Below are 12,534 nucleotides of genomic sequence, written 5' to 3'. Positions count from 1 at the left end.
GAAGATCTGCCAGATATGGAGCTCCGTCGTGACCCAAGACTCCCAAGGCCACCTACTGACCCCTATGGACCGCGAGGTGCCCCAGCGCATGGCGCGGCTGCGTGAGCTCGGCCTGGGGGAAACCCCTGACCAGGAATTCGATCAGTTCGCGCGCGACCTCGCCCAGACCACAGGCGCCCCGTTCGCGATGGTCAACTTCATCGACGAGGAGCGCCAGTACTTCGCCGGACTGCACGTCGGCCCCACACAGGCCAATTCCGCACTGGCGGACTCCGCCCCCAGCGTGGAACCGGACCGGATGATGCCTCGCGACCACGGCTACTGCCCGCATGTGGTGGCCCGGCGCCTCCCGCTGGTGCTGGACGACGTCTGCGACTATCCCCGGTTCGCCGGCAACCCGGTGGTCGACAAGATCGGCATCCGCTCCTACCTGGGCGCCCCTCTCATCGACCGAACGGGGACGACTCTCGGCACGATCTGCGTCGTGGACCGCGAGGTGCGCCCTTGGGGCCGCCCCGGCCTGGAGCTCATCAAGGAGAGGGCCGCCGAACTGATCGATCTTGTCCACCGGCGTGAAGGACGCGCGGAGTAGTACCGCCGGACGGTGCCATGAAAAAGAGGAACGCGGAATTGCGACCGCGTTCCTCTTTTTTGTGGCTGAGGACTTGTGGGAGGGGGTCACCGGTTCCGCTCAAACCGCGAGCGGTGCACCGCCCGACCACTGGGTGTCCCTGGTCAGGGGACGGGAGCGAATTCACTCTCGGCTTCCAGGGGAGCGGCGAACCGCTGCGACCACTGCCTCTTCTCCGTCCCCAGCGCTACTTCGCTGAGCCGGAGAAGCTGGACGTCGGAGGTACCGGCAGGGGCGAAGATGTGGTGCGCGTCGCGCAGGTACCGTTCGATCGGCCGATCGGTGTAGAGCCCGCAGGCGGCGTGCGCCTCCATCGCGTTGCGCGCGGTGTCCAGGGCGTTCTCGACGTTGATGAGCTTGGCGTTCATCAGCTCCGCGTCGCAGGGCAGTCCCTGGTCCAGTAGGTGTACTGCATGGTAGAGGGCGAGGCGGGAGATCATCAGCCGAGACTGCATCTGACCCAGCTTCAGCTTGATCGAGGGGAGTTCGCACAGCGGCTCACCGTAGCGGTGCTGCGTGGTGACGTACTTGCTGGTCTCGTCCAGCAGCGCCTGGTGGATACCTAAGGAGACCGCCGCGAGGTTGGCTCTTCCGTACAGGATGCTGGAGGAATAGGCCACCGCCAGACCGTCGCCCTCGGACCCGAGCAGGTTCGCCGCGGGGACGCGGCAGTCGTCGAAGATGAGTTCGCCGAAGCTGAACCCGTGCAGGCCCATGGTCCCGGCGTGCGGACCGAGCGAGAAACCGGGGCGGTCCGCCTCCACCAGGAACGCCGATAATCCCTTGGAGCCGGGCCCGGTGCGGACGACGACACCGTGCAGGTCGCCGACGTGGCTGTTTCCGACGAACACCTTGCGGCCGTTGATGATGTAGTCGTCACCGTCGCGCACCGCACTCGCCGTCATACCAAGGACGTAACCACCGGACTCGCGCTCGGTCACGGCGATCGTAGGCAGGCAGTCTCCGTCGGATATGGCGGGCAGCCAGGTCTTCTTCTGCGTCTCGTTGCCGTAGTGCAGGATCTTGGCCACACCCAGCTGAGAGGCCTGCACCATGGCCCCCATGGCACCGCTGACCCGCGCCAACTCTTCGATGATGATCGTCTTCGACAGGTGCCCCAGGCCCATCCCGCCGTGCTCGCGACCGATTGTCACGCCGATCCAGCCCTGCTGGGCGATCAGCCGGGCCAACCGGTGTTGGATGGCGCGCGACCTTTCCATGTCCGGTACTCGGGGGAGCACCTCACTCTCGGCGAAAGCCCGCACCTCCTTCCGTAGACGCTCATGACGCTCCGTGGTGATCGCACCGACCATGCGGATTTCCTCACGATTCGTTCGCTAGTTCGGGGACGGCCTGCACATGATGCGCCAACGCCCCTCTCGTCCCGCCCTTAACGACCTGCATGATCATGGTGAAGACAGCAATCCTAAAACTCAAGTCACGTTTGGCTTACCTTGATCAGCCACAGGCGTGATAGGAGCCACTTCCAGACAGAGAGGTCGATGACCTGCACGATAACCGAGATGGGAATCGTTCCGCCTTCGGCAGACTACAGGCGTTTGCTCTCGCCGAGAGCGGGAAACCTGCACGTTCTCAGCGTTGAATGGGGGAGCGCAGCGCCGATATTCTGGCAATCACATAAAGTAGCTTTGCCAACACGTAAAGGATTCGGAAACTACTCCGGAGACGAGGTGGCATCGAAAGAGGATCGCACGGTCGTGGACGGCCGGCAGCGCTCCCCCGGTCCGTCAGGAGAGCACGGAGCCTCGCCGGAGCTTTCCGAGGCCGGGAAAGCCGGCACGGCGCCGAGTCCTCACACCCCGTACCGGACACCATCAAGGCCGGTCAGAGCCACGGTCTCGATTTCGGAGCCCTCCAGGCGACTCCCTCTCCCAGACGAGGAAGCGCAAGGGCGCCTGTGGCGACGACCGCTTGCGGGCGGAGCGTTCCGGAAAAGACCGGTCTCGTTTTGAGACACTCCGCGGCGAAGCGGAAACCGCGCGGCACCGCCGTACCGGGGCGAAGAACCTCGAGACCTCATCGTCGAAAAGGAGGTCCGCGGGGCCCTGCCCTAATCGGCGCGGACTCGCGGAGATCCTGGAAATCCGCTTTTCGGAAGCCGGGCGCCGACGAACCCGGAAGGCTTTGCCGCCCGCGCGTCCATTGGACGTTTTTCATCGTGATTCGAGTGGGAGGAGACGGAACAGATGGGAGAACTCGTCGCACGGTGCCCGCGAAGGCCCCGGTCAGGTGCCGACGTAGGCCGCGAGGTGCTCGCCGGTGAGGGTGGAACGGGCGGCGACGAGGTCGGCGGGTGTGCCCTCGAAGACGATCCGGCCGCCGTCGTGGCCGGCGCCGGGGCCGAGGTCGATGATCCAGTCGGCGTGCGCCATGACCGCCTGGTGGTGCTCGATGACGATGACCGACTTGCCGGAGTCGACGAGCCGGTCGAGCAGGCCGAGCAACTGCTCGACGTCGGCGAGGTGCAGACCGCTGGTCGGCTCGTCGAGGACGTAGACGCCGCCCTTCTCGGCCATATGGGTGGCCAGCTTGAGTCGCTGCCGCTCGCCGCCGGACAGCGTAGTGAGCGGCTGGCCGAGGCTGAGGTAGCCGAGCCCGACGTCGGCGAGCCGGTCGAGGATCTTGTGCGCGGCCGGCGTGCGCGCCTCGCCGACGCCGAAGAACTCCTCGGCCTCGGCCACCGACATCGCGAGCACCTCGCTGATGTCGCGGCCGCCGAGGTGGTATTCCAGCACCGATACCTGGAAGCGCTTCCCCTCGCACTCCTCGCAGGTGGTGGCGACGCCAGCCATCATCGCCAGGTCGGTGTAGATGACGCCGGCGCCGTTGCAGTTGGGGCAGGCGCCCTCGGAGTTGGCACTGAACAGGGCCGGCTTCACGCCGTTGGCCTTCGCGAACGCCTTGCGGATCGGGTCGAGCAGTCCGGTGTACGTCGCCGGGTTGCTCCGTCGTGAGCCGCGGATCGCGCCCTGGCCGACCGACACCACACCCGCGCCGGCGGGGATCGACTCGTGCACGAGCGAGCTCTTGCCGGAGCCGGCGACGCCGGTGACGACGACAAGCACCCCGAGCGGGATGTCGACGTCGACGTCGCGCAGGTTGTGCGACATCGCGCCGCGCATCTCCAGCGTGCCGGTGGGCGTCCGCACCGTCTCCTTGAGGGCGGCCCGGTCGTCAAGATGGCGGCCGGTGAGGGTGCCGCCGGCCCGAAGCTCCTCGACCGTGCCCTCGAAGCAGATGGTGCCGCCCGCCGTACCGGCGCCGGGGCCGAGGTCGACGACGTGGTCGGCGATCGCGATGGTCTCCGGCTCGTGCTCCACGACGAGCACTGTGTTGCCCTTGTCCTGCAGCCGCAGCAGCAGGTTGTTCATCCGCTGGATGTCATGGGGATGCAGGCCGATGGTGGGCTCGTCGAAGACGTAGGTGACGTCGGTGAGCGAGGAGCCGAGGTGGCGGATCAGCTTGGTGCGCTGCGCCTCGCCGCCCGACAGCGTGCCCGACGGCCGGTCGAGCGAGAGGTAGCCCAGCCCGATCTCCACGAACGAGTCGAGCGTGTGCTGCAGCGTCGCGAGCAGCGGCGCCACCGTCCCCTGCGCGTGGCTGACGCCACCGTACGCGCGGGCGGTACCCCCCGGCTCGTCGAGGCCGCGAACCCACTCGGCGAGGTCGCTGATCTGCATCGCGCACGCGTCGGCGATGTTGATCTTCTTGATCTTCGACGACCTGGCCGCCTCGCTGAGCCGGGTGCCGCCGCACTCGGGACAGGAGGTGAAGGTGACCGCCCGCTCCACGAACGCCCGGATATGCGGCTGCAGCGCCTCCTTGTCCTTAGACAGGAACGACTTCTGGACCTTGGGGATCAGCCCCTCGTAGGTGAGGTTCACGCCCTCGACCTTCACCTTGGTCGGCTCCCGATAGAGGAAGTCGTGGCGCTCCTGCTCGGTGTAGTCACGGATCGGCTTGTGCGGGTCGAGGAAGCCCGACTCGGCGTACGTCCGAACCGTCCACCAGCTGTCCGACTTCCAGCCGGGGATGGTGAACGCGCCCTCGGCGATCGACTTGGAGTCGTCGTAGAGCTGGGTGAGGTCGATGTCGGAGACCGCGCCCCGGCCTTCGCAGCGCGGGCACATGCCGCCGGTGCGGGTGAAGGTCTGCCGCACGGTCTTGCCGGCACCGCGTTCGATGGTGATCGCCCCGCTCGCCCGGACCGAGGGGACGTTGAAGGAGAACGCGTTGGGCGAGCCGATGTGCGGCTTCCCGAGCCGGCTGAAGAGGATGCGCAGCATCGCGTTGGCGTCGGTGACGGTGCCGACGGTGGAGCGGGGGTTGGCGCCCAGCCGCTCCTGGTCGACGATGATCGCCGTCGTCAGCCCCTCCAGCAGGGCCACCTCCGGCCGCGCCAGCGTCGGCATGAAGCCCTGCACGAAGGCGCTGTAGGTCTCGTTGATCATCCGCTGCGACTCCGCGGCGATCGTGCCGAACACCAGCGAGCTCTTACCCGAGCCGGAGACGCCGGTGAACACCGTCAGCCGGCGCTTCGGGATCTCGACGCTGACGTCCTTGAGGTTGTTCTCGCGCGCGCCCTGCACGCGGATCAGGTCGTGGCTGTCGGCGACGTGCAGCGCGGGCGACTGCGTGTCCGTCCTCGTGGCCGTGCTCATCGTTTCTCCATCTGTTGGGCGGGGGCCGCCTGCGCGGTCTCCGTCGGCGTCGCCTGGCTCGATCTAACCAGCTTCGAGCAGTACGTCCGGTTCTCCTTCGTCGGCGCGGTCGCGGCAACGGTCCGCTGTCCACCTGATCGGCGGGTGTCGGCCGGGGTGACGCGGCCCCGTCCGGCGCAAGAACCAGGCGTCCACACCGCTTCGGCCCGTGGCGTCTCTGGCCGCCGGCCACGCGGCGCGCCCTGCCGAGGCGTCAGACCAACCAGCGGCCGCCGCGCATCAGCTCGCGGCCGGGCATCTCGTTCACCTCGCGCCAAGCCTGGATTCGGCGCGGAGAGACGCGGAACCAGCGGTACGGCGTGGCCAGCGCACGCGGGTCGAAGCCGGTGTGCGCGACGAACCGGTCACCCCGCTCCCGCGGCAACGCGTCGATCTCGATGACCTCGACTTCACCCTCGATCATGGACACGTCGCGGGTGTGGCCCAGCCCCAGCCGAACGGCCCGGGTGGCGGCCAGGTTCCTGCCGGTCGGGCTGTCGGCCGGCGTGGCCATCAGCAGTGCCTCGCCGTCCCAGTCGAAGGACAGCGGCACCAGGTACGGCGCACCGTCCGCCGAGGCACTGGCCACCCAGACGTCTTTGTCGTGGGTGAGCCGATGTTCGGTGTCACGACGGCGCTGAGCACGGGAGCGGGGGTCGGTACTCATCGGTCCTGAATCAGCTCGGGGACGTTGCCATCGGGATCGGTGACGGTGGCCCCCCGGGCGGCCGCCACCGGCGTCGCGTGGGCGCCTTCACAGCGCCGTCTGTGCAGTTCATTGCCGCGATCGTCGGACGGGCTCAGTGCCGCTCCTGGATGCGGATCATGTTGCCCGCGGGATCGCGGAAGGCGCAGTCGCGAACGCCGTACGGCTGTTCGGTCGGCTCCTGGACGACCTCGGCGTCGCCGGCCTGCAGCCGCGCGAAGACGCCGTCGAGGTCTTTGGTGGCTAGGAGGAGCATGGCGTAGGTGCCCTTGGCCATCATCTCGGCGATGGTGCGGCGCTCGTCCTCGGTGACGCCGGGGTCGGCGAACGGCGGGTGCAGGACGACGGACGTCCCGGGCTGGTCGGCAGGACCGACCGTGATCCAGCGCATCCCGCCGTACCCGACGTCATTGCGGACCTCGAAGCCGAGGGTGTCACGGAAGAAGGCCAGGGAGGCGTCCGGGTCGTCGTGCGGAAGGAAGCTCGCGTGAATGGTGATGTCCATGCCAGTCACGTTAGGTGCGGCGCGGGGGCCGGTGCTTCTCGATTCCTGATCGGTCTGGTCACCTGCTTCGCCACACACGACGGCATCCCCGCCGTCGCGTGCGCCGCCTGGCGCCGGTAGACGCTGGGCGGCACACCGACCAGCTCGGTGAAGCGACTGCTGAAGGTGCCCAGCGACGAGCAGCCGACCGCGAAACAGACCTCGGTGACGCCGAGGTCGCCACGGCGCAGCAGCGCCATCGCGCGCTCGATGCGCCGCGTCATCAGATAGGCGTACGGCGACTCGCCGTAGGCGAGCCGGAACTGGCGGCTGAGGTGCCCGGCCGACATGTTCACGCCTCGGGCGAGCGCCTCGACGTCCAGCGGCTGCGCGTACTCCCGGTCGATCCGGTCGCGGACGCGGCGCAGCAGCGCGAGGTCACGCAGATGCTGCGCTGCGGCGGGTCTGCTGGTCACCTGCACGATCGTGCCATGTCGCGCCGACGTTGCCTAGTGCCGCCGGCGTCCCACCCCACTTCGCGGCCGCCGGGAAAGGAGGGAACACCCGGAAGTCCCATCGGACTCGCGGAGGCCGCGCTCCCCGCACTACTCCTCTCCGAGGAAGTCGCCGAGAAGGGTGGCGACCTGTACGGGGGCGTCCTCTTGAACCAGATGCCCGGCCTCGGCGATCATCTCCAGGCGTGCGCCCGGAATCTGCGAGGCCAGGGCGCGGCCGCGCTCCGGCGGAAGCCAGGTGTCATCAGACCCCCACCCCACCAGCACAGGCAGGCCCAGCTCGCCGTACCGTCCCTGGATCTCGTCGGTGTAGCGCTGGTCGTTCTGGGCGATCTGCCGGTAGAAGGCCGACTGCCCGAGTTCGCCGAGCCACGGCTCGACCAACCGGTCAAGGACGTCCGGCCGCAGACCGCGACTGCTGGCCGAGGTCACGTACTCGCGCACCAGCGCACGATGCAGCGCCTCCGGCAGTTGGCCGAACACGTCGGCGTGCTGCGCGACGAGCCGGAAGAACGGGGAGCCCCAGGGAGCCACCGCCACCGCGTCGAGCAGGGCCAGGCGCGCATACAGCACGCCGTGCAGCAGGTGTGCGCGCAGCGCGACCGCGCCCCCGAAGTCGTGCGCCACCACCCGCGGCCGGTGCAGTCCCCAGTGCGCCAGGAGATCGACGAAGAGGCGCCCCTGCGCCGCCAGGGAGACGTCCTGGTCCCGACGCATCTCCGACTGGCCGTAGCCGGGCATGTCCCAGACGAACACCTGGTAGCGGGTGGCGAGCGCCGCGGCGATGTCGCGCCACACGTACGAGGAGAACGGCGTTCCGTGCAGAAGTACGACAGGGCTTCCTCCTCCCCAGCTCTCCCAGCGCACGATCCCCTGCGCGGTCTCGTGGCGCTGCCCCAACGTCCAGTCCATGCCGCACCCCTCTCATTGTTACCAGTAAACCGAGCTTGATAGTAACCACTCCGGTTACCGGCGTAAAGCATCTGGGGGTAATCCACAGGGGCGGCGATCCGCGACCGCCGTGGGGCAACGGCGGACCGAGGAGGCCGGAGTGTTCCGCGGCAGCTCGCGGCACGACCGCGCACACGGGTATCCGCCGGCCGCGGCTGAGGTGTCAGGCTCCCGAACGCGCCACAGCGGTCCCGCCCAGCGGGGAGCGGTATACGAAACCACCCGGCTCCTCGCCCCTCATGCGGGAAAGGGCCCACTCGCGGTACGGGATGGTTTCCCGCCCACCTGCGCGTCCTCAGCGGCCCTCGGCTCGGCCGGCTCCTCCGGGCCGGTCGCGAGGCCCACGGCGCACGGGCCCAGGGTTGGTACCGAACGCGAACGGAGTGTTCTCGTCCAACTCGCTCAAACTCGTGCCCGAGCTCGATCGAGGCGGGCCCCAGCAGCATCACGTGGGAGCAGCCGTGGTCCTCACCCGATACGTCCCCGTGCCCGCGGTCCAGGTCGCACTTCCGGCGAAACCAGCCGTCCTAAACGCGGCCGGTCACAACAACACAACGTGTACCTCCGCGTCTCCGCGGGCGTACCGCCGCCTTCGGAGCTCGGACAACACCTGCCGTCCCTGCAGATGCCCGGCACCCATCGGTACACCATCGCGCGCTTCCCGCCCCGGTGCACCACGATGATCCGCGGAATACGAAAACGGACAACAAGAAATACAAAGGCCTTCAAGGGCCGGGCAGCCCATTTAAACCCTGTCCAGAATCTGTCAGGGGGTCATCCAAAACTCGTGGACAACAGAGCTGGGAATTCTACTCTTTTGCCAGCGTACCGCCACTGAAGGGCTCTTATGAGGGAAAACGGCACGACACCGATAAATGTTGCGTATCGCCGATGGAATCCGAGGTGAAAGGGGTTTGATGCCGCAACCCCCGAGGGACGACATTTGAGGCTGTCTGGTTTGGGACAGCTTGTGGCGTGCCCAACACACAGGAGGTGGCAGATGGGAGGGGCCGACGATCATGCTGTGGTCCTCGGAGCCGGTATGGCGGGGCTACTCGCCGCACGGGTACTGGCCGACACCTACGAGCGGGTGACGCTCGTCGAGCGAGATCGACTCCCCACGACAAGCGAACACCGGGGAGGCGTTCCCCAAGGAAAACACACGCACGGAATGCTCCCTCGGGGATCCCAGGCTCTCGACGAGCTCTTCCCGGGGCTGCTGAGCGACCTCGCGGCCGGAGGAGCTCCGGTCGTCCACGACTACCGGGAATTCCCCTTCGCGCCATCCGGTCAACTGCTGTCCACCGACATGCAGCCCGGTGTACCGACCTATCTGGCCACCCGCCCCTACCTGGAACACCACATTCGCACCCGGGTGCGGACGGTGCCCAATATCACGATCGCCGACCAGTACGACGTCGTCGACCTGGTCACCACCGAGACCCGCGACCGGGTGACCGGGGTCCGGGTCCGGCACCGCGCTGACGGCAGTGAGGAGGAGGTCTTCGCCGCCGACCTCGTCGTCGATGCGATGGGACGCGGCGCCCGCACACCCGCATGGCTCGCGGAACTCGGATACGAGCGTCCGCAGGAGGAAGAGCTGGTTGTCAAGGTGGCCTACGTCACCGAGCCCTTACGACTGCAACCGAATGCCCTGCAGGAAAAGTCGATCATCGTCGGCGCGACACCCGACCGCCCGACCGGTGGGGCACTGATCCGGCAGGAGAACGACACGTGGCTGTTCACCACCTATGGGTGTGTGGACCACGATCCGCCCGCCGACTTCGACGCCAGGGTGGCTTTCGCCGCGGAGTTCCTGCCGCCGCACGCCATCGAGGCGATCCGCAACGCGGAACGACTCGATACGGTGTCGATGTTCAAGTTCCCGGCGAACCGGTGGCGACGCTACGACCGGCTGCGCCGTTTCCCCGAGGGACTGCTCGTCGTCGGCGACGCACTGTGCAGTTTCAACCCGATCTATGGGCAGGGAATGTCGCTCGCCGGGCTTGAGGCCTTGGCGTTGCGCGACTGCCTGAAACACAGCAAGCACAACCTCCCGCACCGGTTCTTCCGGGCCGCGGCCACCCCGATCGGAGTGGCATGGCAAAGCGCGGCAGCCGCCGACCTGGCGCTGCCCGGGGTGGAAGGGTCTCAGCCGCTGTCGATGCGGGTCCTCGCCCCCTACCTCCGCCGCCTGCAGGCGGAAGCCTCGCATGACGCCGTCCTCGCCACCCAGTTCATCCGCGTCGCGTTCCTGCTGGACCCGCCCGCGCGGCTGTTGCGGCCGGCCATCATGCTGCGCGTCCTGACCGCCGGGTGGCGCCGTCCAGCGGCGTCCACCGTCACTGACAGCACGTCCGGCGCGATTCTGCACAAGTGAGACCTGCGTGACGGTCGTGTGAGGCCTTCGGTCGAGCACACCGGAACACCGCGCTCCACCAGACCCTTGGAAGGTTCCATGGCGCAGGAAACTCCCCACGATGCGACCCCCAACCCCTCTCAACCGGATGCTTACGCCGGCGCCGCCATTTACAGCAAGCTGCTTCTCGCCATCTACGACCTTTATGTGCTCCGGTTCTCCATGAGCTGGATCTGGCGCTGCCCACGCCGCAATATCACTGCCCAGTACCGGCGCAACGTCGGAGACCGGCACCTGGACATCGGGGTGGGAACCGGATACTTCCTGAAGAAGGCTCAGGTCGACAAACGGAGCTCCGAGATCCATCTGCTGGATCTGAACCCGGTTCCGCTGGCCCGGGCGAGCCGCCGGGTCGCCGGACATCCAACGAAGACCTACGAGGCCAACGCACTCGAAGAATTCCCGATCCCCGAAGGATCACTCGATTCGGTCGCGATGTCGCTGTTCCTGCACTGCGTCCCGGGCGACTTCACACAGAAAGGCGTGATTTTCGACCACATCAACCGTGTGCTCCGGCCCGGAGGCCGCTTCTTCGGGACCACGGTTCTCGCCCACGGCGTGCCGATCACCTCCCAGGCCCGCCGTCTTATGGCGGCGTATCAGGGGAAAGGTCTGTTCAACAACGCCGGCGACTCTCTTTCCGACCTCCGGAACGAATTGGCGAAGCGCTTCGACGACTTCACGCTCACGACCCGCGGATGTGTCGCGCTCTTCGAAGGAACGGCCAAATGACCGCACCGGATCACCGGAATCCAGGTGATCCACCTGCCGGACCCCTCAGGCGTTCACTGAGGGTGCGGCACCTGCCCGGATCGCCGGCTCCCGTGTAGTTCACCTCTCAGGGGCCTTCGGGAATCTGGACGGCTCTCCGCCGCCGACCACCGTATCCCTCGTGGTCCCGGAGCCCGGTCGCGATCTTGCGCTCCTTTCCGGCGTGCGCCACGTCAGGTGGCCAGGCCCGGGCAAGGAGCGCAAGATCGCGACGAAGAGTTCACCGTTGTTCGAGCCAGGTGTGCAGCGCCAGCGCGGTCGACTCGGCGTGCTCCTCCATCATGGTGAGGTGGTCCCCGGTGACCTCGAGCGTCAGATGCGGCAGGTCCCAGGTGAAACGCCAGTCGTCGCCGCCCGGCAGCAGCCCCGTGTGGTCGCGGACCGGTTCGTCCGGGAGGATCATCAGCGACGGGGCCGAGACCGGCTTCGGCGACCATTCCGCGAACAGCCGCAGGTAAGCCCCCATCGCGTTGACGCCGTCCAGGTCCATGGAGCCGAACTGCCGCTCCCGTTCGAGCATGCCCGCCCCGAGGACGGGGAGAACGGCCTGGTCTTCGGGCAGCGGAGTGTCCACCAGTACCAGCACCTCGGGCCCGACTCCCGCCTCCTCAAGCCGCTCGGTCACGGCATGGGCGACCCACCCCCCGGAGGAGCGGCCGACGAGGACGAACGGTTCGCCCGCTGCGCAGGCACAGAGTGCTCGCACCTGTACGTCCACGACCGCTTCGATACTGGCCGGGAGCGGTTCGCCGGGGGTGAACCCCGGTTGCGGGATGACCTGGACCTCCCGCAGGTCGCGCAGCCCGGCGGCGAAGCGCGCGTACTCCTGCACCCCGGAAAGCATCACCAACGACGGCAGACAGATCAGGTGCGGCCGTGCCGGGCCCTCTGAGAGGCGGACCGGGCGGGGCGGCGCCCCGAACCCGGCCGCGTCGGTGAAGGTCGGCCGGAACCGGGACGCCGCCTGGATGAGCTCGATCCCTTCGCCGATCCTGCCTGTGCGGCAGGATCGCCGAAACAGCTCGACCACTCCGTCCGCCGCCTCGTCCGGGGAAGTATCCGCGATCTCGGGCTCCCCTGGTTCGGTACGGAGTCGTTCCTGAAGCTCACCGTCCAGGTGCCGGGCCAACTCGGCCGGTGTGGGGTGGGAGAAGGCCGCGGCCGCGGGCAGGCGCAACCCGGTGACGGTGTTCAGTTCGTTGCGGAGTTCGAGCGCGGTGAGGGAACTGAAACCCAGCTCCAGGAAAGTCTGGTCCGTGCCGATATCCTCCGCGGCCGGGCGTCCCAGTACCCTGGCCGCCCCGGTGCGCACCAGGTCCAGCAGGACGGCCGTGCG

General features: G+C 67.8%; 10 protein-coding genes. 3 read left to right on the top strand and 7 right to left on the bottom strand.

Translation table 11 applies throughout. The features are described from left to right. Window positions 1-28 precede the first annotated feature (28 nt). A complete protein-coding gene (locus VS93_RS03595; RefSeq protein ID WP_046468586.1) occupies window positions 29-592 on the top strand; it encodes a GAF domain-containing protein in 564 nt (187 codons plus the stop codon). Window positions 593-735: 143 nt separating this feature from the next. Here VS93_RS03595 and VS93_RS03590 read toward each other — a convergent pair whose 3' ends face one another. From VS93_RS03590 to VS93_RS03565, 6 genes are all read right to left on the bottom strand, one after another. After that, a complete protein-coding gene (locus tag VS93_RS03590; protein ID WP_046468585.1) occupies window positions 736-1,944 on the bottom strand; it encodes an acyl-CoA dehydrogenase family protein in 1,209 nt (402 codons plus the stop codon). Between the two features lie 933 nt (window positions 1,945-2,877). Then, complete coding sequence (locus VS93_RS03585) at window positions 2,878-5,313, bottom strand: ATP-binding cassette domain-containing protein (RefSeq protein WP_046468584.1); 2,436 nt, start codon at window positions 5,311-5,313, stop codon at window positions 2,878-2,880. Between the two features lie 253 nt (window positions 5,314-5,566). Then, on the bottom strand, window positions 5,567-6,019 hold the full coding sequence (locus tag VS93_RS03580) for a pyridoxamine 5'-phosphate oxidase family protein (RefSeq protein WP_046468583.1): 453 nt from the start codon (window positions 6,017-6,019) through the stop codon (window positions 5,567-5,569). Between the two features lie 133 nt (window positions 6,020-6,152). Beyond that, on the bottom strand, window positions 6,153-6,563 hold the full coding sequence (locus VS93_RS03575; RefSeq protein ID WP_046468582.1) for a VOC family protein: 411 nt from the start codon (window positions 6,561-6,563) through the stop codon (window positions 6,153-6,155). Between the two features lie 5 nt (window positions 6,564-6,568). Beyond that, window positions 6,569-7,018, bottom strand: a complete 450-nt coding sequence (locus tag VS93_RS03570) for a helix-turn-helix transcriptional regulator (RefSeq protein WP_046468581.1) — start codon at window positions 7,016-7,018, stop codon at window positions 6,569-6,571. Window positions 7,019-7,147: 129 nt separating this feature from the next. After that, window positions 7,148-7,969, bottom strand: a complete 822-nt coding sequence (locus tag VS93_RS03565) for an alpha/beta fold hydrolase (RefSeq protein WP_046468580.1) — start codon at window positions 7,967-7,969, stop codon at window positions 7,148-7,150. Window positions 7,970-9,008: 1,039 nt separating this feature from the next. Here VS93_RS03565 and VS93_RS03560 point away from each other — a divergent pair. Both VS93_RS03560 and VS93_RS03555 read left to right on the top strand, forming a co-directional pair. Then, a complete protein-coding gene (locus VS93_RS03560) occupies window positions 9,009-10,388 on the top strand; it encodes an FAD-dependent oxidoreductase (protein ID WP_046468579.1) in 1,380 nt (459 codons plus the stop codon). Window positions 10,389-10,466: 78 nt separating this feature from the next. Continuing rightward, window positions 10,467-11,159, top strand: coding sequence for a class I SAM-dependent methyltransferase (locus VS93_RS03555; protein WP_046468578.1), 693 nt, complete (start codon window positions 10,467-10,469; stop codon window positions 11,157-11,159). 259 nt (window positions 11,160-11,418) lie between these two features. Here VS93_RS03555 and VS93_RS30985 read toward each other — a convergent pair whose 3' ends face one another. Then, window positions 11,419-12,510 (bottom strand): thioesterase domain-containing protein, encoded by a 1,092-nt coding sequence (locus tag VS93_RS30985; protein ID WP_052745500.1) that lies wholly within the window; start codon window positions 12,508-12,510, stop codon window positions 11,419-11,421. Window positions 12,511-12,534 lie beyond the last annotated feature (24 nt).

The organism is Allosalinactinospora lopnorensis (genome assembly GCF_000981225.1).
Lineage (GTDB): Bacteria > Actinomycetota > Actinomycetes > Streptosporangiales > Streptosporangiaceae > Allosalinactinospora > Allosalinactinospora lopnorensis.
Note: the sequence above shows the minus strand (reverse complement) of the source record. Positions and strands in the feature narration are given on the sequence as shown.